The 25,649-nt window shown below is 44.6% G+C and carries 41 protein-coding genes; 37 read left to right on the top strand and 4 right to left on the bottom strand.

Annotated features, from left to right (window positions below):
* The first annotated feature begins 142 nt into the window (after positions 1 to 142).
* From rpsL to dsbD, 35 genes are all read left to right on the top strand, one after another.
* On the top strand, positions 143 to 523 hold the full coding sequence (rpsL, locus tag B0G85_RS05760; protein ID WP_062307031.1) for a 30S ribosomal protein S12: 381 nt from the start codon (positions 143 to 145) through the stop codon (positions 521 to 523).
* 167 nt (positions 524 to 690) lie between these two features.
* Positions 691 to 1,161 carry a 30S ribosomal protein S7 gene (gene rpsG / locus B0G85_RS05755; protein ID WP_015420229.1) on the top strand — a complete coding sequence of 157 codons (471 nt, stop codon included), beginning with the start codon at positions 691 to 693 and terminating at the stop codon, positions 1,159 to 1,161.
* Positions 1,162 to 1,188: 27 nt separating this feature from the next.
* Positions 1,189 to 3,291 carry an elongation factor G gene (fusA, locus tag B0G85_RS05750; protein WP_100379486.1) on the top strand — a complete coding sequence of 701 codons (2,103 nt, stop codon included), beginning with the start codon at positions 1,189 to 1,191 and terminating at the stop codon, positions 3,289 to 3,291.
* Positions 3,292 to 3,341: 50 nt separating this feature from the next.
* Positions 3,342 to 4,532, top strand: a complete 1,191-nt coding sequence (gene tuf / locus B0G85_RS05745; RefSeq protein ID WP_100379485.1) for an elongation factor Tu — start codon at positions 3,342 to 3,344, stop codon at positions 4,530 to 4,532.
* A gap of 121 nt (positions 4,533 to 4,653) precedes the next feature.
* Positions 4,654 to 4,965 (top strand): 30S ribosomal protein S10, encoded by a 312-nt coding sequence (gene rpsJ / locus B0G85_RS05740; protein ID WP_011901899.1) that lies wholly within the window; start codon positions 4,654 to 4,656, stop codon positions 4,963 to 4,965.
* A gap of 198 nt (positions 4,966 to 5,163) precedes the next feature.
* Positions 5,164 to 5,820: a 50S ribosomal protein L3 gene (rplC, locus tag B0G85_RS05735; RefSeq protein ID WP_100379582.1), complete on the top strand. Its 657-nt coding sequence runs from the start codon at positions 5,164 to 5,166 to the stop codon at positions 5,818 to 5,820.
* Positions 5,821 to 5,831: 11 nt separating this feature from the next.
* Complete coding sequence (gene rplD / locus B0G85_RS05730) at positions 5,832 to 6,452, top strand: 50S ribosomal protein L4 (RefSeq protein WP_100379484.1); 621 nt, start codon at positions 5,832 to 5,834, stop codon at positions 6,450 to 6,452.
* On the top strand, positions 6,449 to 6,763 hold the full coding sequence (gene rplW, locus B0G85_RS05725) for a 50S ribosomal protein L23 (protein ID WP_100379483.1): 315 nt from the start codon (positions 6,449 to 6,451) through the stop codon (positions 6,761 to 6,763). Before rplD ends, rplW begins: the two co-directional genes overlap by 4 nt.
* 2 nt (positions 6,764 to 6,765) lie before the next feature.
* Positions 6,766 to 7,596: a 50S ribosomal protein L2 gene (gene rplB, locus B0G85_RS05720; protein WP_100379482.1), complete on the top strand. Its 831-nt coding sequence runs from the start codon at positions 6,766 to 6,768 to the stop codon at positions 7,594 to 7,596.
* 19 nt (positions 7,597 to 7,615) lie between these two features.
* The gene (rpsS, locus tag B0G85_RS05715) at positions 7,616 to 7,894 is read left to right on the top strand and encodes a 30S ribosomal protein S19 (protein ID WP_011901904.1); all 279 of its coding nucleotides are present in this window, start codon (positions 7,616 to 7,618) and stop codon (positions 7,892 to 7,894) included.
* Positions 7,895 to 7,901: 7 nt separating this feature from the next.
* Complete coding sequence (gene rplV, locus B0G85_RS05710; protein WP_198508743.1) at positions 7,902 to 8,234, top strand: 50S ribosomal protein L22; 333 nt, start codon at positions 7,902 to 7,904, stop codon at positions 8,232 to 8,234.
* A gap of 8 nt (positions 8,235 to 8,242) precedes the next feature.
* Positions 8,243 to 9,076, top strand: coding sequence for a 30S ribosomal protein S3 (gene rpsC / locus B0G85_RS05705; protein WP_100379480.1), 834 nt, complete (start codon positions 8,243 to 8,245; stop codon positions 9,074 to 9,076).
* Positions 9,077 to 9,078: 2 nt separating this feature from the next.
* Complete coding sequence (rplP, locus tag B0G85_RS05700) at positions 9,079 to 9,492, top strand: 50S ribosomal protein L16 (protein WP_100379479.1); 414 nt, start codon at positions 9,079 to 9,081, stop codon at positions 9,490 to 9,492.
* Between the two features lie 14 nt (positions 9,493 to 9,506).
* Positions 9,507 to 9,701 carry a 50S ribosomal protein L29 gene (gene rpmC, locus B0G85_RS05695; protein WP_100379478.1) on the top strand — a complete coding sequence of 65 codons (195 nt, stop codon included), beginning with the start codon at positions 9,507 to 9,509 and terminating at the stop codon, positions 9,699 to 9,701.
* A gap of 12 nt (positions 9,702 to 9,713) precedes the next feature.
* On the top strand, positions 9,714 to 9,983 hold the full coding sequence (rpsQ, locus tag B0G85_RS05690; protein ID WP_100379477.1) for a 30S ribosomal protein S17: 270 nt from the start codon (positions 9,714 to 9,716) through the stop codon (positions 9,981 to 9,983).
* 187 nt (positions 9,984 to 10,170) lie between these two features.
* A complete protein-coding gene (gene rplN, locus B0G85_RS05685) occupies positions 10,171 to 10,539 on the top strand; it encodes a 50S ribosomal protein L14 (RefSeq protein WP_011901910.1) in 369 nt (122 codons plus the stop codon).
* A gap of 9 nt (positions 10,540 to 10,548) precedes the next feature.
* Positions 10,549 to 10,857: a 50S ribosomal protein L24 gene (gene rplX / locus B0G85_RS05680; RefSeq protein ID WP_100379476.1), complete on the top strand. Its 309-nt coding sequence runs from the start codon at positions 10,549 to 10,551 to the stop codon at positions 10,855 to 10,857.
* Between the two features lie 16 nt (positions 10,858 to 10,873).
* Entirely contained in the window at positions 10,874 to 11,416 is a 543-nt protein-coding gene (rplE, locus tag B0G85_RS05675) for a 50S ribosomal protein L5 (RefSeq protein ID WP_100379475.1), read from the top strand.
* Positions 11,417 to 11,425: 9 nt separating this feature from the next.
* Positions 11,426 to 11,731, top strand: coding sequence for a 30S ribosomal protein S14 (gene rpsN / locus B0G85_RS05670; protein ID WP_100379474.1), 306 nt, complete (start codon positions 11,426 to 11,428; stop codon positions 11,729 to 11,731).
* A 24-nt stretch (positions 11,732 to 11,755) separates the two neighbouring features.
* Positions 11,756 to 12,151, top strand: coding sequence for a 30S ribosomal protein S8 (gene rpsH / locus B0G85_RS05665; RefSeq protein WP_100379473.1), 396 nt, complete (start codon positions 11,756 to 11,758; stop codon positions 12,149 to 12,151).
* 10 nt (positions 12,152 to 12,161) lie between these two features.
* Entirely contained in the window at positions 12,162 to 12,695 is a 534-nt protein-coding gene (gene rplF / locus B0G85_RS05660) for a 50S ribosomal protein L6 (protein WP_100379472.1), read from the top strand.
* A gap of 11 nt (positions 12,696 to 12,706) precedes the next feature.
* Complete coding sequence (gene rplR, locus B0G85_RS05655) at positions 12,707 to 13,060, top strand: 50S ribosomal protein L18 (RefSeq protein ID WP_100379471.1); 354 nt, start codon at positions 12,707 to 12,709, stop codon at positions 13,058 to 13,060.
* An 18-nt stretch (positions 13,061 to 13,078) separates the two neighbouring features.
* A complete protein-coding gene (gene rpsE, locus B0G85_RS05650; protein ID WP_100379470.1) occupies positions 13,079 to 13,597 on the top strand; it encodes a 30S ribosomal protein S5 in 519 nt (172 codons plus the stop codon).
* Positions 13,598 to 13,621: 24 nt separating this feature from the next.
* Positions 13,622 to 13,810 (top strand): 50S ribosomal protein L30, encoded by a 189-nt coding sequence (rpmD, locus tag B0G85_RS05645; protein ID WP_100379469.1) that lies wholly within the window; start codon positions 13,622 to 13,624, stop codon positions 13,808 to 13,810.
* Between the two features lie 24 nt (positions 13,811 to 13,834).
* Positions 13,835 to 14,275, top strand: a complete 441-nt coding sequence (gene rplO / locus B0G85_RS05640; protein WP_100379468.1) for a 50S ribosomal protein L15 — start codon at positions 13,835 to 13,837, stop codon at positions 14,273 to 14,275.
* Positions 14,276 to 14,295: 20 nt separating this feature from the next.
* Positions 14,296 to 15,633, top strand: coding sequence for a preprotein translocase subunit SecY (gene secY, locus B0G85_RS05635; RefSeq protein ID WP_100379467.1), 1,338 nt, complete (start codon positions 14,296 to 14,298; stop codon positions 15,631 to 15,633).
* Positions 15,634 to 15,637: 4 nt separating this feature from the next.
* Positions 15,638 to 15,856 (top strand): translation initiation factor IF-1, encoded by a 219-nt coding sequence (gene infA, locus B0G85_RS05630; protein ID WP_088526684.1) that lies wholly within the window; start codon positions 15,638 to 15,640, stop codon positions 15,854 to 15,856.
* A 33-nt stretch (positions 15,857 to 15,889) separates the two neighbouring features.
* The gene (gene rpmJ, locus B0G85_RS05625; RefSeq protein ID WP_012357167.1) at positions 15,890 to 16,006 is read left to right on the top strand and encodes a 50S ribosomal protein L36; all 117 of its coding nucleotides are present in this window, start codon (positions 15,890 to 15,892) and stop codon (positions 16,004 to 16,006) included.
* 23 nt (positions 16,007 to 16,029) lie between these two features.
* Complete coding sequence (gene rpsM / locus B0G85_RS05620; RefSeq protein WP_100379466.1) at positions 16,030 to 16,395, top strand: 30S ribosomal protein S13; 366 nt, start codon at positions 16,030 to 16,032, stop codon at positions 16,393 to 16,395.
* Positions 16,396 to 16,413: 18 nt separating this feature from the next.
* Positions 16,414 to 16,821, top strand: coding sequence for a 30S ribosomal protein S11 (gene rpsK / locus B0G85_RS05615; RefSeq protein ID WP_011901923.1), 408 nt, complete (start codon positions 16,414 to 16,416; stop codon positions 16,819 to 16,821).
* A 117-nt stretch (positions 16,822 to 16,938) separates the two neighbouring features.
* Positions 16,939 to 17,562 carry a 30S ribosomal protein S4 gene (gene rpsD / locus B0G85_RS05610; RefSeq protein WP_100379465.1) on the top strand — a complete coding sequence of 208 codons (624 nt, stop codon included), beginning with the start codon at positions 16,939 to 16,941 and terminating at the stop codon, positions 17,560 to 17,562.
* 22 nt (positions 17,563 to 17,584) lie between these two features.
* Positions 17,585 to 18,565 (top strand): DNA-directed RNA polymerase subunit alpha, encoded by a 981-nt coding sequence (locus B0G85_RS05605; protein WP_100379464.1) that lies wholly within the window; start codon positions 17,585 to 17,587, stop codon positions 18,563 to 18,565.
* A 16-nt stretch (positions 18,566 to 18,581) separates the two neighbouring features.
* Positions 18,582 to 18,974, top strand: coding sequence for a 50S ribosomal protein L17 (rplQ, locus tag B0G85_RS05600; protein ID WP_100379463.1), 393 nt, complete (start codon positions 18,582 to 18,584; stop codon positions 18,972 to 18,974).
* A 68-nt stretch (positions 18,975 to 19,042) separates the two neighbouring features.
* Positions 19,043 to 19,375 (top strand): divalent-cation tolerance protein CutA, encoded by a 333-nt coding sequence (gene cutA / locus B0G85_RS05595; protein WP_100379462.1) that lies wholly within the window; start codon positions 19,043 to 19,045, stop codon positions 19,373 to 19,375.
* Between the two features lie 5 nt (positions 19,376 to 19,380).
* Positions 19,381 to 21,054 (top strand): protein-disulfide reductase DsbD, encoded by a 1,674-nt coding sequence (gene dsbD, locus B0G85_RS05590; protein WP_100379461.1) that lies wholly within the window; start codon positions 19,381 to 19,383, stop codon positions 21,052 to 21,054.
* A 66-nt stretch (positions 21,055 to 21,120) separates the two neighbouring features.
* Here the strand turns inward: dsbD and hemB are convergent, their stop codons facing one another.
* Both hemB and yihA read right to left on the bottom strand, forming a co-directional pair.
* Positions 21,121 to 22,140 carry a porphobilinogen synthase gene (gene hemB / locus B0G85_RS05585; RefSeq protein WP_198508732.1) on the bottom strand — a complete coding sequence of 340 codons (1,020 nt, stop codon included), beginning with the start codon at positions 22,138 to 22,140 and terminating at the stop codon, positions 21,121 to 21,123.
* Positions 22,124 to 22,789: a ribosome biogenesis GTP-binding protein YihA/YsxC gene (gene yihA, locus B0G85_RS05580; RefSeq protein WP_100379459.1), complete on the bottom strand. Its 666-nt coding sequence runs from the start codon at positions 22,787 to 22,789 to the stop codon at positions 22,124 to 22,126. The genes hemB and yihA overlap by 17 nt, the downstream gene beginning before the upstream one ends.
* 189 nt (positions 22,790 to 22,978) lie before the next feature.
* Between yihA and B0G85_RS05575 the strand changes: the two genes are divergently transcribed.
* Positions 22,979 to 23,650 (top strand): c-type cytochrome, encoded by a 672-nt coding sequence (locus B0G85_RS05575; protein WP_500796511.1) that lies wholly within the window; start codon positions 22,979 to 22,981, stop codon positions 23,648 to 23,650.
* A gap of 70 nt (positions 23,651 to 23,720) precedes the next feature.
* On the opposite strand, the gene lysA is transcribed toward B0G85_RS05575, so the two are convergent.
* Positions 23,721 to 25,019 carry a diaminopimelate decarboxylase gene (gene lysA / locus B0G85_RS05570; RefSeq protein WP_100379457.1) on the bottom strand — a complete coding sequence of 433 codons (1,299 nt, stop codon included), beginning with the start codon at positions 25,017 to 25,019 and terminating at the stop codon, positions 23,721 to 23,723.
* Positions 25,019 to 25,207 (bottom strand): LPS translocon maturation chaperone LptM, encoded by a 189-nt coding sequence (gene lptM / locus B0G85_RS10450; protein WP_157799290.1) that lies wholly within the window; start codon positions 25,205 to 25,207, stop codon positions 25,019 to 25,021. The genes lysA and lptM overlap by 1 nt, the downstream gene beginning before the upstream one ends.
* Positions 25,208 to 25,254: 47 nt before the next feature.
* Here lptM and cyaY point away from each other — a divergent pair, with 47 nt between their 5' ends.
* Positions 25,255 to 25,638 (top strand): iron donor protein CyaY, encoded by a 384-nt coding sequence (cyaY, locus tag B0G85_RS05565; protein WP_100379581.1) that lies wholly within the window; start codon positions 25,255 to 25,257, stop codon positions 25,636 to 25,638.
* Positions 25,639 to 25,649 lie beyond the last annotated feature (11 nt).

Below are 25,649 nucleotides of genomic sequence, written 5' to 3'. Positions count from 1 at the left end.
CCCTTGTAGGTTGACGGGAAGAGCTGGCCAGGCTAGAATGCTGAGTTCTACTGATTGAGAAGAGGGTCTTTTTGACCTAGAAATTATCTAAGTCATTGATTTTCTTAAAGAAAGCAACAAAGAAGTACTAACCGAGCTATTTATGCCAACAATTAATCAATTATTACGTAAGCCAAGAAGCCGGCTGACTGTTAAAAGCAAGAGCCCAGCACTGCAAAACAGTCCGCAGCGTCGTGGCGTTTGTACGCGCGTGTACACAACTACTCCAAAAAAGCCAAACTCTGCGTTACGTAAAGTAGCTAAAGTGCGCTTAACCAATGGTTTTGAAGTTATTTCATACATTGGTGGTGAAGGCCATAACCTCCAGGAACACTCAGTTGTATTGATCCGTGGCGGTCGTGTAAAGGATTTACCAGGTGTTCGTTACCACATCGTTCGTGGATCACTCGACTTGCAAGGCGTTAAAGACCGTAAGCAGTCACGCTCCAAGTATGGTGCTAAGCGCGCTAAGAAGGCAGCTTAATTAGCCGCTGAGTATTGCAAAGAATTTTGTAGTAAGTCTTCGTTTGTCAGACTTAAAAGACAAGTAAGTGGCTGTTCCGTTTAGATAGCAGTTGTATTTCTAAATAGTAGAACGGCCGGAGCGGATGATCCATGTGGGTCATCCCTAACTGAACTGAAGGAGTTGTTATGCCACGTCGTCGTGAAGTCCCTAAACGGGAAATCTTGCCTGATCCAAAATTTGGCAATGTAGAAGTAGCAAAATTCATGAACGTCCTGATGTTGGACGGCAAAAAATCGGTTGCAGAGCGTATCGTGTACGGTGCCTTTGACCATATCGAGAAAAAAGCAAATAAAGAGCCGCTCGAAGTTTTCTCAACAGCCATGGGTAACGTAAAGCCAATGGTTGAGGTAAAGAGTCGTCGTGTTGGTGGCGCAAACTACCAGGTTCCAGTTGAAGTTCGCCCATCACGCCGTTCTGCTTTAGCAATGCGTTGGGTGCGCGAAGCTGCAAAGAAGCGTGGAGAGAAATCCATGGCTCAGCGTTTAGCAAATGAACTATTAGAAGCCGCTGAAGGTCGTGGCGGCGCAATGAAGAAGCGTGAAGAAGTTCACCGTATGGCTGAAGCTAACAAAGCTTTCTCACATTTCCGCTTCTAATCGCACAGCAAAGAAAAGGCACTAACAGTGGCACGTAAAACCCCCATCGAAAGATACCGTAACATCGGTATTTCTGCGCACATTGACGCAGGCAAGACAACAACTACAGAGCGCGTTTTGTTCTACACCGGTGTTAATCACAAAATTGGTGAAGTGCATGATGGCGCAGCGACCATGGACTGGATGGAGCAAGAGCAAGAGCGTGGTATCACGATTACTTCTGCTGCTACTACTACGTTCTGGAAAGGTATGGCTGGTAATTTTCCAGAGCACCGTATCAACATTATTGATACCCCGGGCCACGTAGACTTCACGATTGAAGTTGAACGTTCTATGCGCGTACTTGATGGTGCATGCATGGTGTACTGTGCTGTTGGTGGTGTTCAGCCACAGTCTGAAACTGTATGGCGCCAAGCTAACAAGTACAAGGTGCCTCGTTTGGCATTCGTCAACAAGATGGACCGTACTGGTGCAAACTTCTTCAAGGTCTATGACCAGATGAAGTTACGCCTTAAAGCAAATCCAATTTTGATTCAAATTCCGATCGGCGCTGAAGAAAACTTCAAAGGCGTGATTGATTTGGTGAAGATGAAAGCCATTATTTGGGATGACGAGTCACAGGGTATTAAATTCAACTATGAAGAGATTCCAGCTGAATTAAAAGCATCTGCAGATGAATGGCGTGAAAAATTAGTTGAAGCAGCTGCCGAAAGCTCTGAAGAGTTAATGGAGAAGTATCTAGGCGGCGAAGAGCTGACCGAAGAAGAAATCAAGACTGCATTGCGTCAACGCACCATTGCCAATGAAATCGTTCCTATGTTGTGCGGAACTGCTTTCAAAAACAAAGGTGTTCAGGCGATGTTGGACGCAGTGGTTGAGTTACTGCCATCACCGTTAGACGTACCCCCAGTTCCATGTGAGCTGGAAGACGGTACACCGACAACCCGCAAAGCTGACGATAAAGAGAAATTCTCTGCATTGGCATTTAAGATCATGACTGACCCATTTGTTGGGCAGCTTATTTTCTTCCGTGTTTACTCAGGCATGATGAAGTCAGGCGACACCATCTACAACCCAATCAAGGGCAAAAAAGAGCGTGTGGGACGTTTATTGCAGATGCATGCAAATCAACGTGAAGAAATTAAAGAAGTATACGCAGGCGACATCGCAGCTGCAGTTGGCCTCAAAGATGCAACTACAGGTGAAACATTGTGCGATCCAGACGGTATCGTTATTTTGGAGCGCATGGTATTCCCAGAGCCAGTAATTTCCCAAGCTGTAGAACCAAAGACGAAGCCTGACCAAGAAAAAATGGGTCTGGCTTTAAATCGCTTGGCACAAGAAGATCCATCATTCCGCGTAAAAACAGATGAAGAATCAGGTCAAACTATTATTTCTGGAATGGGCGAGCTCCACTTAGAAATCTTAGTTGATCGTATGCGTCGTGAGTTTGGTGTTGAAGCAACTGTTGGTAAGCCACAAGTTGCGTACCGCGAAACCATTCGTAAAGTTTGCGAAGAAGTTGAAGGTAAATTTGTTAAGCAATCTGGTGGCCGCGGTCAGTATGGCCACGTAGTATTGAAGTTGGAGCCACAGGTACCAGGTAAAGGTTTTGAATTTGTTGATGCTATTAAGGGCGGTGTTGTTCCTCGTGAGTACATCCCTGCAGTAGAAAAAGGCATTATCGAAACTTTGAACTCCGGTATTTTGGCTGGTTACCCAGTCGTAGATATCAAAGCAACATTGTTCTTTGGTTCATACCATGACGTTGACTCAAACGAAAACGCATTTAAGATGGCGGGTTCGATGGCGTTTAAAGATGGTATGCGTAAAGCATCTCCAGTATTGCTCGAACCAATGATGGCTGTTGAAGTAGAAACACCAGAAGATTTCATGGGTAACGTGATGGGTGATCTCTCATCACGTCGCGGTATTTTGCAAGGTATGGATGACATTCCAGGCGGCGGCAAGATTGTTCGTGCAGAAGTACCGTTAGCAGAGATGTTTGGTTATTCAACTGGCTTGCGCTCGTTGACCCAAGGTCGTGCCACTTACACTATGGAATTTAAGCATTATTCCGAAGCACCTAAGAACGTAGCGGAAGCAGTGATGGCTGCTAAAGCGAAGTAATTTATCCACATTATTTTGAATATTGACTAGCTAAAGAAAGCAGACAAAAAATGGCAAAAGAAAAGTTTCAGCGGACAAAACCGCACGTAAACGTTGGTACCATCGGTCACGTTGACCACGGTAAAACTACCTTAACAGCAGCGATTGCTACTGTGCTGTCAAAAGCATTCGGTGGCGAAGCAAAAGCATACGATCAGATCGATGCAGCTCCTGAAGAAAAGGCACGCGGTATTACGATTAATACTGCACACGTTGAGTATGAGACAGCGAATCGTCACTACGCTCACGTTGATTGCCCAGGACACGCTGACTATGTCAAGAACATGATTACCGGTGCTGCCCAGATGGACGGCGCTATTTTGGTTTGCTCTGCAGCCGATGGCCCAATGCCACAAACGCGTGAGCATATCCTCTTGGCCCGCCAAGTAGGCGTTCCATACATCATCGTGTTCTTAAACAAATGCGATATGGTTGATGATGCTGAGTTATTAGAATTAGTCGAAATGGAAGTGCGTGAGCTTCTTTCTAAATACGACTTCCCTGGTGATGACACTCCAATCATTCAAGGTTCTGCTAAGTTAGCACTTGAGGGCGATGAAGGCCCAATGGGTAAAGAAGCCATTATGAAATTGGCTGATGCATTGGACTCTTATATCCCAACTCCAGAGCGTGCTGTTGATGGTGCGTTCTTGATGCCTGTAGAAGATGTGTTCTCTATCTCCGGTCGCGGTACTGTAGTTACTGGCCGTATCGAGCGCGGTATTGTTAAGGTTGGTGAAGAGATCGAAGTCATCGGTATTAAGCCAACAATCAAAACAACCTGTACTGGTGTAGAGATGTTCCGTAAACTGCTCGATCAAGGTCAAGCAGGCGATAACGTCGGTATCTTGTTGCGCGGTACAAAGCGTGAAGAAGTAGAGCGCGGTCAAGTCTTGGCTAAGCCAGGCTCAATCACACCACATACTCACTTTACAGCTGAGGTTTATATCTTGGGTAAAGATGAAGGTGGACGTCATACGCCATTCTTTAACAACTACCGTCCTCAGTTTTACTTCCGTACTACGGACGTAACAGGTTCAATTGAGTTGCCAACAGACAAAGAAATGGTGATGCCTGGTGATAACGTAACCATTACTGTCAAACTCATCGCGCCAATCGCGATGGAAGAAGGCTTACGTTTTGCGATTCGTGAAGGTGGCCGTACAGTTGGCGCCGGAGTGGTTGCTAAGATTTTGGCTTGATTTAAGGTTTATTTAGTAACTATATTTAGCGGTTTGCTAACCGGTGACATCAGTGCTGTTGATGTCACCGAGCTCTTTAGAAACATAACGCGGCAGCACCGCAACGCTCTTTGGAATTAATATGCAAAACCAAAAAATTCGTATTCGTCTTAAAGCATTTGATTACCGTTTAATTGACCAATCAGCAGCTGAGATTGTCGATACAGCTAAGCGCACAGGCGCAGTGGTTAAGGGCCCAGTTCCTTTGCCAACTCGCATTGAGCGTTTTGATATTTTGCGTTCACCGCACGTAAATAAAACATCACGTGATCAGTTAGAGATTCGTACACACTTACGCCTAATGGATATTGTTGATCCTACAGAAAAAACAGTAGATGCATTGATGAAATTAGACTTACCAGCTGGTGTGGACGTAGAAATTAAGTTGCAATAATTAAGTATTTCCTGTCTTTACACTTGCATCGACAGGACTTTCGGGATAAAATCTAAAGCTTCGCATATTTAGTTGGGCGAATTTAAAGTTTCTATTAGCATCAAAAATGTCGTAACTTATTGATTTAGAAGTACTTTTACTTGTAAATCACTTAAATTAAATTTTGCCGACCAATCGAAGTCGGCGTGGAGCATGAATATGAGCTTAGGCTTAATCGGTCGCAAGATCGGCATGACCCGTCTATTTACAGACGAAGGGGAAGCAATTCCCGTTACTGTAATTGACGTGAGCGATAACAGAGTCGCTCAAATCAAGACCCAGGCAACTGATGGCTATAACGCTATCCAGTTAGCACATGGCACACGTAGAGCTACTCGCGTAACCAAATCAATGGCCGGACACTTCGCTAAAGCTGGTGTGATGGCTGGTAACGCACTGAACGAATTTCATTTAGATGCTGCGAAAATAGCTGAAATGACAACAGGTCAAGTTATACCTGCTGACACTGCATTTGCTGCGGGTCAAAAAGTGGACGTTCAGGGTGTGACAATTGGTAAGGGTTATGCCGGAACCATCAAGCGTCACCACTTCGCATCAGGTCGCGCCTCACACGGTAACTCACGTTCACATAACGTGCCAGGTTCTATCGGTATGGCGCAAGATCCAGGTCGCGTATTTCCAGGTAAGCGCATGACAGGCCACCTTGGTGATGAAACACGTACAGTACAAAATTTAGTCATCGCACGCATTGATACAGAACGCAATCTGATCATGGTTAAAGGCGCTATTCCAGGTGCCCCAGGCGGTAAAGTAATCGTTACTCCAGCGGTTAAAACACCGTTGATGAAGAAATAAGGAGAACGAATATGGAACTTAAGCTTCTCCAAGATAACGGTACTTTAGGTGCAGGCATTCAAGGCTCACCAGAAGTATTCGAACGTGAATATAACGAGGCATTGATACACCAAGTTGTTGTGGCGTATCAAGCAAATGCACGAAGCGGTAATCGTGCACAAAAAGACCGTGAACAAGTTAAGCACACCACCAAAAAACCTTGGCGTCAAAAAGGTACTGGACGTGCTCGTGCTGGTATGAGTTCTTCCCCGCTGTGGCGTGGAGGTGGTCGTATATTCCCGAACTCACCTGAAGAAAACTTCAGCCAAAAAGTTAACAAGAAAATGTATCGCGCTGGTATGAGATCTATTCTTTCTCAGTTAGCACGCGAAGGCCGCTTAAATATTGTTGACGAATTCAAGCTTGATGCTCCAAAAACTAAAGTCTTAGCTGACAAAGTTAAGGCCATGGGACTGGATTCAGTGTTGATCATTCTTGATCAAGTTAGCGAGAATTTATTCTTAGCATCACGCAACTTGCATAAAGTTGCAGTGTGCGAGCCACAGCATGCCGATCCATTAGCTTTAGTAGGCTACAAAAAGATATTGGTAAGCAAAGCTGCGATTGCAAAAATCGAGGAGATGCTCAAATGACCCAAATTCGTAAAAATGATCATAATTTGATGAAGGTGCTGCTTGGACCGGTTATCTCTGAAAAAGCGACAATGGTTGCAGAGAAAAACGAACAAGTAGTTTTCCAGGTTATGCGCGATGCAAACAAAAGCGATGTAAAACAAGCAGTTGAATTGCTCTTTAAGGTGCAAGTTGACTCAGTTCAAATCGTGAATCAAAAAGGTAAGCCAAAGCGCTATGGCCGTTTTGAAGGTCGTCGCGATCACACAAAGAAGGCTTATGTCAGTTTGAAGCCAGGTCAAGAAATTAACTTTGAAGCGGAGGCGAATTAATCATGCCTTTGATGAAGACAAAACCGACCTCACCAGGTCGTCGTTCAATGGTCAAGGTGGTAAATCCCGATCTGCATAAAGGCAAACCTTTTGCAGCATTGTTGGAGCCACAATTTCAAAAAGCGGGTCGTAATAATAACGGCCACATTACTACTCGTCATAAAGGTGGTGGACATAAGCATCACTATCGCGTTGTAGACTTTAAGCGAAACGACAAAGATGGTATTCCATCAAAAGTTGAGCGTCTAGAATACGATCCAAACCGCAGTGCAAATATTGCGTTGGTTTTGTTTGCTGATGGTGAGCGTCGTTATATTTTGGCAGCTAAGGGTATGGTTGTTGGTCAGCCGCTGATGAGTGGTTCAGAAGCGCCAATCAAGTCTGGTAACAATTTACCGATTCGCAATATACCTGTTGGTAGCACAATCCACTGCGTGGAAATGTTGCCTGGTAAAGGTGCGCAGATTGCTCGTTCTGCTGGCGGGTCCGCAGTACTGTTAGCGCGTGAAGGTGTATATGCTCAGGTGCGTTTACGTTCCGGTGAGGTACGTCGTATTTTGATCGAGTGCCGCGCCACTATTGGTGAAGTTGGAAACGAAGAGCATAGCTTGCGCGTTATTGGTAAAGCTGGTGCAAACCGCTGGCGTGGTATTCGCCCAACCGTTCGCGGTGTGGCAATGAACCCAGTAGATCACCCACACGGTGGTGGTGAAGGTAAGACAGGCGAAGGCCGTGTACCAGTATCTCCATGGGGCACTCCAACCAAAGGTTATCGTACACGTCGCAATAAGCGCACAACTTCGATGATCGTTCAACGTCGTCAAAAACGTTAAGCGACAAGGATAAATAGATATGACACGTTCAGCTAAAAAAGGTCCTTTTTGCGACGCCAGCTTGGTAAAAAAAGTTGAAGTTGCACAGGCAAACAAAGACAAGAAGCCGATTAAAACTTGGTCACGCCGTTCAACGATATTGCCAGACTTCATTGGTTTGACAATTGCAGTTCACAACGGTCGACAGCACGTTCCGGTTTATGTATCAGAAAACATGGTGGGTCATAAGTTAGGCGAATTTGCCTTGACCCGTACTTTCAAAGGTCACGCTGCTGACAAGAAAGTAACGAAGAAGTAAGGGGATGATGATGGAAGTTAAAGCAATGCACCGCGGTGCCCGCATTTCTGCGCAAAAAACACGTTTGGTCGCTGATCAGATTCGTGGATTGCCAATTTCGCGCGCTATGAACATTTTGAATTTCAGCCCTAAAAAAGCTGCTTTTATTGTAAAGAAAGTAGTTGAGTCAGCAATGGCCAACGCTGAACATAATAATGGCGCTGATATTGATGAACTCAAGGTATCAACCATTCTTGTTGATAAAGGTACGTCTTTAAAGCGCTTTACTGCGCGCGCTAAGGGTCGTGGCAATCAAATTGAAAAACAAACATGTCACATCACCGTGACCTTGAGTAACTAAGGAAAGATATGGGCCAAAAGATAAACCCCACCGGATTCCGACTCTCGGTAACGAAGAACTGGACATCAAAGTGGTATGCAAATAACACTGATTTTGCGAAGATGCTCAAAGAAGACGTAGATGTCCGCATCTACCTGAAGAAAAAATTAAAGAATGCATCAGTGAGCAAGGTAATCATCGAGCGTCCTGCAAAGAATGCTCGCATTACGATTTATAGCTCACGTCCCGGTGTTGTTATCGGTAAAAAAGGCGAAGATATTGAAGTGCTCCGTCGCGAATTGCAAAAGCGCATGGGCGTTCCTGTTCACGTCAATATTGAAGAGATTCGTAAGCCTGAAGTAGATGCCCAGTTAATTGCCGATTCAATTACGCAACAGCTTGAGAAGCGCATTATGTTCCGTCGTGCAATGAAGCGTGCTATGCAAAATGCAATGCGCCTTGGTGCACTCGGAATTAAAATTATGTCTTCTGGCCGTTTAAATGGTGCTGAAATTGCTCGTCGTGAGTGGTATCGTGAAGGCCGTGTTCCACTTCACACCTTGAAGGCTGACATTGATTACGCTACATCTGAAGCGGAAACAACGTACGGCATTATCGGTGTAAAGGTGTGGGTCTACAAAGGCGACACACTTGGTCGTGGTGCAGATGCTCCAGTAGTTACAGCAGAGCCAGCAGCCGATGATAGAAAACCACGTCGTGCACCATCTAAAACAACTACACGCAAACCAGCAGGCGAAGATAAGCCATTAGTAGTTGCTAAGCCAGCTGTGAAGCGTGTACGTAAAGCCGTTGAAGCTACTGTAGAAGTTGCAGCTGCTGATGCGCAGAAGTCAGGAGAGTAAGCATGTTACAGCCAAAGCGTCGTAAGTATCGCAAGGAACAAAAGGGTCGCAATACCGGAGTGGCAACACGCGGTAGTTCTGTAGCTTTTGGTGACTTCGGTTTGAAAGCTGTTGGTCGCGGTCGTTTGACAGCACGTCAAATTGAATCTGCTCGCCGCGCTATGACACGTCACATCAAACGTGGTGGCCGGATCTGGATTCGTATTTTCCCAGATAAGCCAATTTCACAAAAGCCAGCTGAAGTACGTATGGGTAACGGTAAAGGTAATCCAGAGTACTACGTAGCTGAAATTCAACCAGGTAAGATTTTGTACGAGATGGATGGCGTAGATGAGACTTTGGCACGCGAAGCTTTTAAGCTTGCTGCAGCTAAGTTGCCTTTACAAACAACATTCGTAATTCGCCACTTAGGTTGATTGGAATAGAGATTATGAAAAAGACAGAATTAGCATCAAAAGATCTGCTTGCCTTGAATGCAGAATTAACTGAGCTTCTGAAGACAACCTTCAAGCTCCGTATGCAAAAGGGTACACAGCAACTCACCAATACCAGCCAATTGGGTAAGAATAAGCGCGAAATTGCTCGTGTAAAAACTTTTATTACTCAAAAAACTGCACAGAAATAAGGATAAAGGGATATGACAGAATTATCTAAACCCTTGCGCCGGACCCTAGTGGGCCGTGTCGTTAGCGATAAAATGCAAAAAACCGTGACTGTGCTAGTCGAGCGTCAAGTAAAGCACGCTCTGTATGGCAAGTATGTTGGAAAGTCAAAAAAATACCATGCGCATGACGAAGCTGGTACATATAAGATGGGTGACACGGTTGAAATTGCAGAATCAAGACCAATTTCACGTACTAAATCTTGGGTTGTAACCCGTTTAGTAGAGGCTTCAAAAGGTATTTAAAGAAATATAAAGGGAATTTGGTAAATTTATTTACCTTTCCCCTGCATTTCGTAGTAGAATAGGCGGCTTCGCTAGTTTTATTAGGTGAAGCAGTGTTTTTTCATTAATTCCGGGCTTTCGCTTTCGCTTTAGCCCATAGACGGAACCAAGACTGTTTGCCTTTGGCTAACAAGTTGGGGATTAAAAAATGATTCAGACCGAAAGTAGATTACAGGTTGCCGATAATACTGGCGCCAGTGAAGTCTTGTGCATCAAGGTGTTAGGCGGCTCTAAGCGTCGTTACGCCAGTATTGGTGATGTTATCAAGGTAAGCGTGAAATCCGCTGCTCCACGTGGCCGTGTAAAAAAAGGTGACATATACAACGCTGTAGTAGTGAGAACTGCTAAGGGTGTTCGCCGTCCAGACGGTTCATTGATTAAATTCGATGCAAACGCTGCGGTACTTCTCAACGCAAAGCTAGAGCCAATTGGCACACGTATCTTTGGACCAGTAACGCGCGAATTGCGTACTGAAAAGTTCATGAAGATCGTTTCTCTCGCCCCCGAAGTCATTTAAGAGGCTGATATGAAAAAGATTCGTAAAGGTGATTCCGTCATTTTATTAACTGGCCGCGACAAGGGCAAGCAAGGAACTGTAACGACAGTTCTTGAGCATAAGTTAGTAATTGAAGGTGTAAATATTTATAAGAAGAGCGTAAAACCTAATCCAGCTGCCGGTATCACTGGTGGAATGATTGACAAGGTAATGCCAGTTCACATTTCTAATGTTGCTTTGGTTGACGGAAACGGCAAGCCATCACGTGTTGGTATCAAACTCGTTGACGGTAAAAAGCAGCGTTTCCTGAAAACTACCGGCGCAACATTGAGCGCATAAGGGATACGGAAAAATTATGAGCACACGTTTTCAAGAGCATTACAAAGAAAAAGTCATGGCTGACTTAATGACCAAGTTTGGTTATAAGTCAGTAATGCAAGTTCCACGTATCACCAAGATTACCCTGAATATGGGTTTGGGTGATGCGGTAAATGACAAAAAAATTATCGAAAATGCTGTTGGTGATTTGACAAAAGTAGCAGGTCAGAAGCCAGTCGTAACGAAGGCAAAAAAAGCTATCGCTGGTTTCAAGATTCGTCAAGGCTACCCAATTGGTGCCATGGTGACACTACGTGGTCAGCGCATGTATGAGTTTTTAGATCGCTTTGTTACTGTTGCATTACCACGTGTTCGTGACTTCCGGGGAATCTCTGGTAAGGCATTTGATGGCCGTGGTAACTACAATATTGGCGTTAAAGAGCAAATTATTTTCCCTGAAATCGAGTACGACAAAATTGATGCCCTTCGTGGTCTCAATATTAGTATTACGACGACCGCTAAAACTGACGAAGAAGCAAAAGCTTTGTTAGCAGCGTTCAAATTCCCATTCCGCAATTAAGAGGCTAACGTGGCAAAACTATCCCTGATTGAGCGCGAGAATAAGCGCGCTAAAACTGTAGAGAAGTACGCTGTTAAGCGCGCTGAACTAAAAGCAATCATCGCTGACCAGTCTCGCAGTGATGAAGAGCGGTATGAAGCACGTTTGAAAATGCAAGCGCTTCCACGGAATGCAAGCCCGATTCGTCAAAGAAATCGTTGTTCATTAACAGGTCGTCCACGCGGTGTATTCAGTAAGTTTGGATTAGCCCGTAGCAAGATTCGCGAAATCGCCTTCCGTGGCGAAATCCCCGGATTAACCAAGGCCAGCTGGTAAGCGGCGAAAGAATTAGGAGAACTCATGAGTATTAGCGATCCAATCGCCGACATGTTGACCCGGATACGCAATGCGCAAGCAGTGCAGAAGCCCGTAGTCTTGATGCCGTCGTCAAAAGTAAAAGTAGCTATTGCAAAAGTCTTGCAGGATGAAGGTTATATTGATAGTTTTGAAATCAAAGGTGAAGCAGCTAAGCCAGTGCTCCACATTGATCTTAAGTACTATGCAGGCCGCCCTGTAATTGAGCGTATTGACCGTGTATCAACACCAAGTCTACGTATCTACAAAGGACGCCACGACATTCCTGAAGTAATGAATGGTTTGGGCATTGCAATTATTTCAACCCCACAAGGCGTAATGACAGACCGCAAAGCCCGTGCAAACGGCGTTGGTGGCGAAGTTATTTGCTACGTCGCGTAAGGAGAGAAATATGTCTCGCGTTGGTAAATCACCTATTACAGTCCCTAAGGGCGCTGAAATCAGTATTAATGGTGCAATGATCACTGTCAAAGGGCCACTAGGAACTTTGACACATAATTTGCACGCATCAGTTGGTTTGAAGCAAGAAAATGACGTTTTAACGGTTACCTTAAACAACGATTCACCAGAAGCCGGTGCTCAGTCAGGCACTGCTCGTGCTCTAGTCAATAACATGGTTATTGGTGTTACAGCAGGTTTTGAGCGCAAGCTTAGTTTGGTTGGGGTAGGTTATCGTGCTGCAGCTCAAGGCGAATCCTTGAAGTTGCAGTTAGGTTTCTCTCATGACATTATTTATAACCTTCCAAAAGGTATAAAAGCTGAGACGCCAACTCAAACCGAAATTATTATTAAAGGTACCAACAAGCAACAAGTTGGCCAGGTTGCAGCTGAAGTTCGCGCATACCGTTCACCAGAGCCATACAAAGGCAAAGGTGTTCGCTACGTTGATGAGGTTGTACATCTGAAAGAAACTAAGAAGAAGTAAGCGAGATAAAAATGAATAAAGACGAATCCAGACAAAGACGTGCACGGCAGACTCGCATTCGCATTGCTGAGGCTCTAGCAAATCGCTTAACCGTTATCCGTAGTAACACCCACATTTCTGCACAGGTTTATAGCCCATGCGGCACTAAGGTTGTAGCTGCTGCTTCGACTATGGAAAAAGACTTAAGAGTTGCAATTAAAAATGGTGGAAACGCCGATGCAGCCAAGCAAATTGGTAAGCTTGTTGCTGAGCGTGCTGTTAAAGCAGGCATTGTTGATGTAGCTTTTGATCGCTCCGGTCATCGTTATCACGGTCGTATTAAGGCCTTAGCTGAAGCTGCGCGTGAAGCCGGCCTGAAGTTCTAACAGGGTTTAGGAAAAAACATGGCAAAAATGCAAAATAAGATGCAAAACGAAGAGCGTGATGATGGTCTTCGCGAGAAGATGATCGCGGTTAATCGCGTAACTAAGGTAGTTAAGGGGGGTCGTATTTTAGGCTTCGCTGCACTTACCGTAGTTGGTGATGGCGACGGTCGTATTGGCATGGGCAAAGGTAAATCAAAAGAAGTACCTGTAGCCGTTCAAAAAGCAATGGATGAAGCGCGTCGTAAGATGATTAAGGTTTCCTTGCGTAAAGGCACTTTGCAACATACTGTCATTGGCAAACATGGCGCGTCACGCGTAATGATTTCTCCTGCAAAAGACGGTACTGGTGTAATTGCTGGTGGTCCAATGCGCGCTATTTTCGACGTGATGGGTGTAACGAATGTAGTTGCAAAATCACTTGGTTCAACAAACCCTTACAACATGGTTCGTGCAACGATTGATGGCCTAAGCAAGATGAGTACTCCTTCTGAAATTGCTGCTAAGCGCGGTAAATCAGTTGAAGAGATTCTCGGTTAAGACCACAAGATTAGGAATCTATAAATGACAACAACTCAATCCAAAGTTAAGCTGCAATTAGTGCGCAGTTTGATCGGTACTCGCGAAAGTCACCGTGCAACGGTTCGTGGACTTGGTCTACGTCGCATTAATTCTGTTTCTGAATTAGAAGACACTCCAGCTGTTCGCGGAATGATTAATAAAGTTTCTTATTTAGTTAAAGTTATTAACTAAATATTAGGTATATAGGCTAAGAATATGCAACTCAATACACTCAAACCCGCAGAGGGATCTAAGAAAAACCGCCGCCGCGTAGGTCGTGGCATCGGTTCCGGTCTTGGAAAAACTGCTGGCCGTGGTCACAAAGGTCAGAAGTCGCGTTCAGGTGGATTCCATAAAGTGGGCTTCGAAGGCGGTCAAATGCCAATGTATCGTCGTTTGCCAAAGCGTGGTTTTGTATCCTTGACGCGTCGTCATATTGGTCAGATCACTCTAGCCGATTTAGCAAAAATTAATTTGCCAGAAGTTGACCTATTGGTATTGAGAGCCCACGGTTTTGCTGGTGAGCAAATTCATGCTGTAAAGGTGATTAAGACTGGTGAGTTGAGTATTGCTGTAACCCTCAAAGGGATTACAGCAACAGCTGGCGCTAAAGCTGCTATTGAAGCGGCTGGTGGCAAACTCGTTGAGTTAGTTTAATTCGCTTTTTAAGTTAATCAATGGCACTCTTACCTACAAAAACAGCAAGCACAACACATTCAGGTAATAAGTTTGGCGAATTACGTCAACGCTTAGTTTTCCTGCTGTTGGCTTTGCTTGTCTTTCGTTTGGGTGCCCACATCCCCGTGCCTGGCATTGATCCAGATCAGTTAGCTCAACTGTTCTCTGGTCAAAAAGATGGTATTTTGGGAATGTTTAATTTATTTTCAGGCGGCGCTCTATCTCGCTTTACAGTTTTCGCTTTAGGAATCATGCCTTACATTTCTGCATCGATCATCATGCAATTAATGACGATTGTTGTTCCAACATTGGAGTCCTTGAAAAAAGAAGGACAAGCTGGGCAACGAAAGATCACACAGTACACGCGTTATGGTACGGTTGTCTTGGCAACTTTTCAGGCTTTAGGTATTTCTGTAGCATTGCAAGCTCAGCCAGGATTGGTGATTAATCCGGGTTTAATATTTGAATTAAATACGGTTGTAACTTTGGTTACCGGAACGATGTTCTTAATGTGGCTTGGTGAGCAAATTACTGAGCGCGGTCTGGGTAACGGCATTTCTATTATTATTTTTGGCGGTATTGTTTCTGGTCTACCAACTGCTATAGGAAGCTTGCTTGAGTTAGTTCGCACTGGGTCAATGAATATTCTTTCTGCTTTGCTTATCGTAGTGATTTGTATAGCAGTTACTTATTTTGTAGTGTTTGTGGAGCGTGGGCAACGCCGCATCTTAGTAAATTATGCTAAACGCCAAGTAGGCAACAAAGTTTATGGCGGTCAGTCATCTTATTTTCCCCTGAAGCTAAATATGGCTGGTGTTATTCCTCCTATTTTTGCTTCATCTATTATTTTGTTTCCTGCAACTATTGCTGGGTGGTTTACATCAGGCGAACCAAGCAATATGTTTAGCAAGATTATCAAAGATTTAGCATCGACATTAGCGCCAGGTCAACCGGTCTATACAATTTTGTATGCGGCAGCAATTATTTTCTTTTGCTTCTTCTATACGGCTCTGGTCTTCAATAGTCGCGAAACGGCTGATAACCTAAAGAAAAGCGGCGCTTTTGTTCCAGGTATTCGTCCGGGTGATCAAACTGGTCGTTACATTGACAAAATTCTTGTTCGCTTGACACTTGCTGGTGCAATTTACATGGTTTTGGTGTGTTTGTTACCTGAATTCTTAGTATTGAAGTACAACGTACCATTTTATTTTGGCGGCACTTCTTTGTTGATTATTGTTGTTGTTGCAATGGATTTCATGGCTCAAGTTCAGTCATTTGTTATGCAGCAACAGTATGGGTCATTAATGAAAAAAGCTAATTTTAAGATGGGCGCTTAACTGAATGTCTAAAGACGATGTAATTCAGATGGCGGGTGAGATTATTGAAAATTTGCCGAACGCTATGTTTCGCGTAAAGCTAGAAAACGGACATGTGGTACTGGGGCACATTTCCGGGAAGATGAGAATGCATTACATTCGCATATTGCCAGGAGATAAGGTGACAGTGGAGTTAACTCCCTATGACCTGACGCGCGCAAGAATCATATTCCGGGCGAAGTAAGATTAAGTTGTATCTATTTTTAAGAGGTGAGTTATGAAAGTTTTAGCATCCGTTAAGTGTATTTGCAGAAATTGCAAGATCATTAAGCGCAAACGCGTTGTTCGTGTTATCTGTTCATCAGATGCGCGTCATAAGCAGCGTCAAGGCTAATTGGTTAATTAAGAGGAAATCTCATGGCACGTATCGCTGGGGTAAATATCCCAAATCATCAACACACTGTCATTGGTTTGACAGCAATCTTTGGCATTGGTACAACTCGTGCTCAAAAGATATGTAAAACCACTGGTGTTGCTATTGATAAAAAAGTTAAAGATCTTACTGATGGTGACTTGGAAAAGTTACGTGATGAAGTTGGCAAATTCATTACTGAAGGCGACCTTCGTCGTGAAGTAACGATGAACATCAAGCGTTTAATGGACTTAGGCTGCTATCGCGGCGTTCGCCATCGCAAAGGCTTGCCTGTTCGTGGCCAACGTACAAAGACAAATGCCCGTACCCGTAAGGGCCCGCGTAAGTCTGGCGTACAACTGAAGAAATAATCAAGAAAGTTTATTGACATGGCAAAACAACAATCCGCATCCGCAGCTTCACAGCGCGCACGCAAAAAGGTAAAAAAGAATGTAGCTGACGGTATTGCTCACGTTCATGCTTCCTTTAACAACACCATTATTACGATCACTGATCGTCAGGGTAATGCGCTTTCATGGGCCACATCTGGCGGACAAGGTTTTAAGGGTTCACGTAAATCAACGCCATTTGCTGCTCAGGTAGCTGCAGAGGTTGCTGGTAAAGCAGCTGTTGAGTGTGGTATCAAGAATTTAGAAGTGCAGATTAAGGGTCCTGGTCCTGGTCGTGAATCAGCGGTTCGTGCATTGAATTCTCTTGGTATCAAAATTACTGAGATTCAAGACGTTACCCCTGTTCCACATAATGGGTGCCGTCCTCCAAAGCGTCGTCGTATTTAATATCGACGGTGTGTAGCACAATTTTTTAGTAGTTTTTTATTAAAGCCCACTGTTCGTCTAATTTAAAAGATGAACTCACCGCAAGTCGTAAGACTGCGGCAATGAAAGGAAAGCATCGTGGCACGTTACTTAGGGCCTAAGGCCAAGTTAGCACGTCGGGAAGGTACCGACTTATTTTTAAAGAGCGCACGTCGCGCCCTGTCAGACAAGTGCAAGTTAGATACGAAGCCTGGTCAACATGGTCGTACATCTGGCTCAAGAACTTCTGACTACGGCAACCAATTGCGTGAAAAGCAAAAAGTTAAGCGTATTTATGGAATTTTAGAGCGTCAATTCCGTCGTTATTTTGCAGAGGCAGAACGTCGCAAAGGTAACACTGGTTCTACGTTGTTGCAGTTACTAGAGTCACGCCTTGACAATGTGGTTTATCGCATGGGTTTTGGTTCTACAAGAGCTGAGTCTCGTCAATTGGTATCGCACTGTGCTGTGATGCTCAACGGCATGCCCGTGAACATTCCATCTATTCAGGTAAAGCCTGGTGATGTAGTTTCTATTCGTGAAAAAGCAAAGAAACAAGCGCGTATTGCTGAATCATTAGGTTTAGTTGGTCAGATGGCTGCGGTTACCTGGGTATCAGTTGATGCGGCTAAGCTTGAAGGAACATTTAAGCAGGTGCCAGACCGTGAAGATATTAGCGGTGAAATTAATGAAAGTTTGATCGTTGAATTGTATTCACGTTAATTAAGCACTCTCAAGGAAAAATATGCAAACAAATTTGCTCAAGCCAAAAATTATTTCTGTTGAAGCGCTTACTGCCAACCAAGCTAAGGTTGTAATGGAGCCGTTCGAGCGTGGCTATGGCCACACACTCGGAAATGCATTGCGTCGTGTTTTATTGTCTTCTATGGGTGGTTATGCACCAACTGAAGTTGCTATTGCTGGTGTTGTTCATGAGTACTCTACATTAGATGGCGTACAAGAAGATGTAGTGAACTTACTCTTGAACCTCAAAGGGATCGTATTTAAATTACAGTCACGTGATGAAGTAACCATTAATTTACGCAAAGAAGGCCCAGGCGTTGTTACGGCAAAAGATATTGATTTGCCACACGATGTAGAAATCATTAATCCTGACCACGTTATCGCTCACTTATCTGCTGGTGGTAAGTTAGACATGCAAATTAAGGTTGAAAAGGGTCGCGGCTATGTTCCTGGCAACATGCGCCAATATCACGATGAAGCCACTAAGATTATTGGTCGCATTGTGTTGGATGCTTCTTTTAGTCCGGTTAGTCGTGTGAGTTACGCTGTTGAGTCTGCTCGCGTTGAACAACGTACCGACCTTGATCGTCTAGTAATGACTATTGAGACTAATGGTGTGTTGACTCCTGAAGAAGCAATTCGTCAGGCAGCTACTATTTTGGTTGATCAGTTAGTGGTTTTTGCTGCACTTGAAAGCAGTGAAATTTCTGGTGATCTTGCACCAAGTCGCTCTTCAATGGTTGATCCAATGTTGATGCGTCCAGTTGATGATCTTGAGCTCACAGTGCGTTCTGCTAACTGCCTGAAGGCTGAAAATATTTACTATATTGGCGATCTCATTCAACGCACTGAGAACGAATTATTGAAAACGCCTAATTTAGGTCGTAAGTCATTGAATGAAATTAAAGATGTATTGGCGGCTCGTGGCTTAAGTCTTGGCATGAAACTCGAAAGCTGGCCTCCAGCTAACCTCGAGAAATAATTAGAAAGGAAGCATCATGCGTCACGGAAACGGCTTACGCAAACTAAATAGAACATCATCACATCGCTTAGCGATGTTGCGCAACATGTCTAACTCTCTTTTGGAGCACGAAGTGATTAAAACCACTTTGCCAAAAGCAAAAGAGTTGCGCATGGTTGTTGAGCCCTTAATTACTTTAGGTAAAAAGGACAATTTAGCAAATCGTCGCTTGGCTTTCAATCGCACGCGCGACCGCGATATTGTGACTAAACTCTTTACAGAGCTTGGACCACGTTATGCAACACGACCAGGCGGCTACCTTCGTATTTTGAAGTTTGGTTTCCGTCATGGTGACAATGCACCTATGGCTTTGGTTGAGTTGCTCGATCGTCCTGAGGTGGAAGAAACAGCAGTAGTTGAAGAGGCTTAAGCGCTTTTTAATGATTTAAAGCCAGACTTCGGTCTGGCTTTTTTCATTTATTGGATTGCAACAACATCATGAATCAAGAGTTCGAATCTAAACTATTAGTGGTCGTTAGTAGCTTCCCTAACCGGGAGGATGCACTGACAATGGCGCGCCAATTAATAGAGCAAAATCTAGCTGCGTGCGTTCAAATCCAAGATGGGATTTGTTCTCTTTATAGATGGGAAGGCAAGATTTGCGAAGAAAGTGAAGTTATGCTTTCAGCTAAAACCGATTTAAGTCGTTGGAATGACATAAGAGCCTTCATTAAAGCGAGGCATCCTTTTAAATTGCCTGAAATTATTGCGTTTAAACCAGAGGAATATGAGATGCATTATGGCAACTGGGTACAAGCAGAGGTAAAGTAAAGCTTATGCAATTCATTAAACATCTCATCCTCTTTTTTGCTGCTTCAGCTATCTTTCTAGGCCAAGCAGTCGCTGCCCCTGACTTTTTACCCCCTGAAAAAGCCTTTCTAGTTGAGGCTAGTTGGCTAGAAAATACTCGTCAAATAGAAATAAGGTTTGTGCCTGAAAAAGGCTATTACTTATATAAAGAATCTTTAAAGTTTCAGGCTGGTAATCAAGAAAATAGGCTTGTTAGCCTTAAGCCACCATTGCCCCTTGGCATTGAAAAATTTGATGAGACCTTTCAAAAAAAGCTGCAGGTCTATAAGCAACCCTTTACGGTATTGCTAGATATAAAACCACAAAATGGTAAGGCAATGAATATTGATGTTGAATTACAGGGTTGCGCCGAAGCTGGAATATGTTATCCGCCGATGAACCTGCGCTTCTTGCTGGCAAGACCGGGCGTAAAAGCTGGTCCACTGCCTGAAATAGGGGAAGGAATGGTTGGTGCTGATCCAAAGCCGAAGTTAGGGCTAATGGATTTATGGCGAGAGCGAGATGATGTCAATACTATTGGTCGATTTTTAGAAAACACCCCATTAGCTTATTTATTTTTGGCATTTTTTATTTTAGGCCTTGCATTAGCATTTACACCCTGCGTACTGCCAATGCTACCAATTCTATCTAGCATCATCTTTGGATCTCGGGGTGGAAAACCGGTTTCAAAGCGCCGAGCTAGTACATTAGCCCTCGCGTATGTTTTAGGTATGGCGTTGGTATACGCTACAGCCGGTGTACTGATGGCGGCTTTAGGGGGAAGTGTTCAAAGAGCCTTACAGAGCCCGCTAGCCCTGGCTACATTTGCTTTATTGCTCCTGGCCCTGTCGGGTAGCCTGTTTGGTCTGTATGAGCTTAGATTGCCGCAGGTATGGCATCAACAGATAGATAAACTGGCAGGGCGGCAAAAAGGCGGAAGCATTATGGGTGCGTTTGCATTAGGCGGCATTTCAACTTTAGTAGCAAGCCCTTGTATCACCGCCCCCTTAGCTGGAGTATTAACTTTTATTGCCCAAACAGGGTCCATGAGCTTGGGCGCGGGATTGTTATTTGTCATGGCTTTGGGCATGGGCTTACCTTTACTCTTTATCGCTGTGGAAGCACGTAACCTGATCCCGTCAACGGGCATTTGGATGATCTGGTTGCAAAGAACGCTTGGTGTCCTGTTGGTAGCAACGGCAGCCTGGATTGCATCACCGTTGTGGCAGGATGGCAGCGCACAGGACTCCAAGTTAAGCGCTAACGGACAGCGTCAACAGGTAATAGGCAATGCTCACTTTTCTGTAATTGAAACTAGTGCACAGTTAGATCAGCTTTTAGTGCAAGCAAAGGATCTACAAAAGCCTGTGCTACTCGATTTTTATGCAGACTGGTGCATCTCCTGTAAAGAAATGGAAGTCAATACATTTGCGAACCCGGATGTGAACCAAGCGCTCGAGAAATTTATTTTGATTCAGGCGGATGTGACAAGAAATAGCGCTGATAATCAGGCACTCTTAAAGCGTTTTGGATTGTTTGGGCCACCCGGAATATTGTTATTCAATCTAAATTCAGCTGAATTAAAAGATCAGCGCGTGATTGGTTACATGCCACCACAACGATTTGAGGAGCGCCTAAAAAAAGCCCTTGAAAATCAGTAATGAATCATTGGCGTTAAGCAAAAGCAAAAGCAAAAGCAAAAGCAAAAGCAAAATGCTTGCGATGCCTTACTTTCTTTCTTTTAAAAGACGGGCGGCGTCAAGGGCAAAATAAGTCAGGATTCCATTTGCACCAGCACGCTTGAATGCAAGCAATGATTCCATCATGACTGCGTCGTGATCAAGCCATCCATTTTGCGCGGCTGCTTTGAGCATGGCGTATTCACCACTCACTTGATAGACATAAGTGGGGTAATTAAATGCCTCTTTTGCTCTACGTACAATGTCCAGATAGGGCATTCCAGGTTTGACCATTATCATGTCTGCCCCTTCACTAATATCTAAAGCAATCTCCCGCAAAGCCTCATCCCCGTTGGCGAAATCCATTTGATACGTCTTTTTATCCGCCTTACCTAAATGGGCTGCAGAGCCTACTGCATCTCGAAATGGACCATAAAAAGCAGATGCATATTTAGCCGAGTAAGCCATGATTCGAGTGTGTATAAGTTGATGACTCTCAAGGGCTTCACGAATTTTTCCAATGCGACCATCCATCATGTCCGAAGGAGCTACGATATCAACACCTGCCTGTGCCTGAGTGATTGCTTGCTGAACTAAGACAGCAGTTGTTTCATCATTCAGGATATGACTTTGCTCATTTAAGATGCCATCTTGGCCATGACTGGTGTAAGGATCAAGTGCCACATCGGTCATGATGCCTAAGTGAGGAAAGCGCTTTTTGAGTTCACGAACTGCAGTAGGTATTAACCCATTCGGATTAAAGGCCTCTTTTCCATCCGACGTTTTTAAGGTGGTATCGATAACGGGGAAGAGTGCCATCACTGGAATGCCCAATGAAACACATTCTTGTGCAATCGGAAAAAGCAAATCTAAGGACACGCGATGAACACCTGGCATCGAGGCAACAGCTTGTGATTTTTGAGTGCCTTCCAATAAGAAGACGGGATAGATTAGATGATCTACGGTAAGTACATTTTCTTGCATCATGCGCCGCGACCAATCTTCACGTCGCATCCGACGTGGACGGTGGGCAGGAAAATTCAGGAGAGTATTAGCTTGGGATGTCATCTTTTGTGATCTCTGCATCAAATAACCATTTAAGAACAATATTGTCGGCCTCTTCAAGCCCAATTCGCTTAGTACTAGAAAATAATTGTGCCGTCAGTCGTTCAGACTCGCCTGTACCCTCTGGAAGATTGGGGTCGTATTGCTGTAATTGCTTACGAACTGCTTCAAGGGTATGTTTACATTCGCTTTTATTAAGCTTGTCACACTTGCTCAGCAAAATATGAATCGGCTTACCAGTTGGGACAAACCACTGAATCATTTGCTCGTCGAGCTCGGTAATCCCGCGCCTAGAATCGACAATGAGCACCATACCCACCAGTTGATCACGCTCTTGCAAATAATCACTGAGAAGGGCGTTCCAGTGATACTTGGTGTCATGGTTCACCGCTGCATAGCCATAGCCTGGTAAATCTACTAAATAGGCCAATAGATCGTCTTTGGCAAAAAGGCCAAAATAGTTGATGTGCTGGGTGCGACCCGGTGTTTTACTGGCAAAAGCGAGTCTTTTTTGATTGCAAAGCACATTGATAGCGCTGGATTTACCGGCATTTGAGCGCCCTGCAAAAGCCACCTCCCTCAACGGGGTGGCAGGAAGGCAATGGGTGGCATTGACTGTGGTCGCAAAACGGGCTTGGAAGAGTTTAGACATATTCAGAAGCTATTGTAAAATCACGCAAGACTATGAAATATATTTCATGGTGTTGGGTAAAGGGTTGTAAAAGTAGGGCCCAAACACTGTTGAAGAATTTTTGCCAAGGTAAACATAATGCGTCAATCCTCTGAAATCTCCAAATTAACTGGCTTTAGTGCGTGCTTAGCAGCTGGCTTTTTTATAACTATGACCGGTTTGTCTGGCTTAGTGAATGCAGCAGATCCTGCCCCAGCAGCTGCTATGGCACCAATGGCTGAGGCTCCAGCAGCTAAGCCCGTGGTCCCAGGTAAGCCAAAAGCAGACCCTGCGGCAGGGGAAGCCCTGTATTCAAACGGCGATGCTAGCCGTGGTGTAGTGGCCTGTGTAGGCTGTCATGGAGCAAATGGGAAGAGCGCTTCAGGCGCATGGCCTAAGCTAGCCGCTCAGCATGCGGCGTATATTACAAAGCAACTCAAGAGCTATAAAGATGGTACCCGTGCAAACGCAGTAATGGCTGGTATGTCTGCTGCCTTGACAGAGCAGGATATGGTCAATATTTCTGCTTATTTAGTCAAACAAGAGCCTTCTTTAGGAGTTGCTCAAAATAAAGAGACGATTGAATTGGGTCAAAGCATCTATCGTGGTGGCATTGCTTCTAAAGGCGTTGCTGCGTGTGCTGGTTGCCATAGTCCAAATGGTGCCGGTATACCGTCACAATATCCACGCCAAGGCGGGCAATGGGCTGAATACAGTACAACGCAGTTGATGGCTTTTAGAGAGGGCACTCGTAAAAATAGCAGTCAGATGACCTCTATCGCTACGAAGCTATCTGACCAAGAAATGAAGGCAGTTTCCGATTACATGGCCGGTTTGCGCTAATCGAAGTTGTTAACCGCAAAACAAAATCCCGCTAACTTAGCGGGATTTTATTATTGCAAGACTGACCGATTTAGTTCGGCAGGACTTTCTCAGTTGCGAAGAGATCAGCCGTTTTTTCACGTGCACGAATGACATAAGCATTTTTACCATCCACCATCACTTCCGCTGGCTTGGGTCGGGTGTTGTAATTAGAGGCCATAACAAAACCATAAGCGCCAGCCGATAAGATTGCTAGTAGATCACCTTCCTCAACTGCGAGGCTACGATCTCTGCCAAGCCAATCCCCGGATTCACAAACAGGCCCAACAACGTCATAAGTAGCACTTGCTATCTTTTTTGTTTCTACGGGAACAATGCTGTGATAAGCCTCATATAGCGCAGGCCGCATTAACTCAGTCATTGCAGCATCCACAATGCAAAAGTTTTTCTCTGCCCCTGGCTTGAGGTATTCGACTTGAGTAAGCAGGATACCGGCGTTACCTACTAGTGATCTTCCTGGCTCTAGCACTACATCTAAATGGGCAAAGCCACGCTCTGCAACACGGTTCAGAAGAATGTTAGTGAAGTCAGTAATATCAGGCGGATTATCATCGCCATAAGAAATTCCTAGGCCACCACCCAAATCTAAATGGTGAATATCAATACCTTCGTTTTTTAATTGGGCAACTAACTCCAATACCTTATCTAGAGCATCTAAATAAGGGGCAGTACTGGTAATTTGCGAGCCAATATGACAGTCAATTCCAACTACATCAATTTGTGACAGTAGTGCAGCTTCTCTATAGGCTGTCAGCACTTCATGATAGGCAATCCCAAATTTATTTCCCTTTAATCCAGTTGAAATATAGGGATGCGTTTGGGCATCAACATCTGGATTGACTCTTAATGAAATAGGGGCGCGACAATGAAGCTTAGTCGCTACGCGGTTGATTTGATGTAGCTCTGCAATCGACTCAACATTGATGCATTTAACGCCCGCTTGTAATGCTTGAGCAATTTCACTGGCTGATTTACCAACACCGGCGAATACTAGACTTTTGGGATCTGCGCCGATGGCAAGTGCACGCGCCAACTCACCGCCACTGACTAAATCAAAGCCAGCGCCCAGTTTTTTAAGGCAATCAATAACAGCTAAGTTGCTATTTGCCTTCATTGCGTAATGCACCCGGGCACGTCTTTTTCCGGCGTGATCAATACAGGCCTTGTCATAAGCTTGGTAGGCTTCTGTTAAAGCTTTTTTGCTGTAGATGTACAAGGGAGTCCCATACTCTTTTGCCAAATCTGCCAGCGGAATATCTTCAGCGAACCAGATGCCGTCACGCTCTGTAAATCCCGTTAACTCTGGAAGGGGAATGGTCTTATTTGTCATTACTTGGCCGGTGTTGAATTAGTCACGGTAGGGCTTTGGGGTGGGTAGAGTTTACCTTTAGGCTCTGACTCAGGGGGTGGAGTCGGAGCTGCTGGCACATTAGGTAAATACAGTGGCCCTCTTACCCCACACCCTGCAAGGGATATTAAAAGGCTAATGCCGAGAGTACTTATAAGAGTCGCTATCATGAATGTCTCTAAAACGAATGATTGAATATAGCATGCAGGACTCCAATATGAATCCAAATAACCCCAGCGCTGAAATCATTGATGACAAGCAGTTTTATCAACTGGGTAGCAATCTGTTGCAATCAATCGAGGTGGCATTAGAGGCAGCAGATGATGCACTGGATCTAGACCTGGACGTAGAGCGTCAAGGTGGCAATGTCATTAATATCCGCTTCAAGGATCGTAGTGTCATTGTTGTCAATACACAGCCTCCCTTGCACGAAATCTGGGTCGCAGCTAAATCAGGCGGTTATCACTATCGTTGGGCTGGATCGCTTGCGCAGCCACTCTGGTTGGATACTAAAACGGGACGCGAACTCTTGGGTGACTTATCTGAGTTTGCCAGTGCTCAAGCAGGACAGGCAATCAAAGTAAGCTTGATTGCCAAATAAGCATCGAGGTC

Source organism: Polynucleobacter brandtiae (assembly GCF_002797575.1).
In the GTDB taxonomy this organism is placed as follows: Bacteria; Pseudomonadota; Gammaproteobacteria; order Burkholderiales; family Burkholderiaceae; genus Polynucleobacter; species Polynucleobacter brandtiae.
The sequence above is the reverse complement of the archived record's forward strand: the minus strand, read 5'-3'. Positions and strand labels throughout refer to the sequence as shown.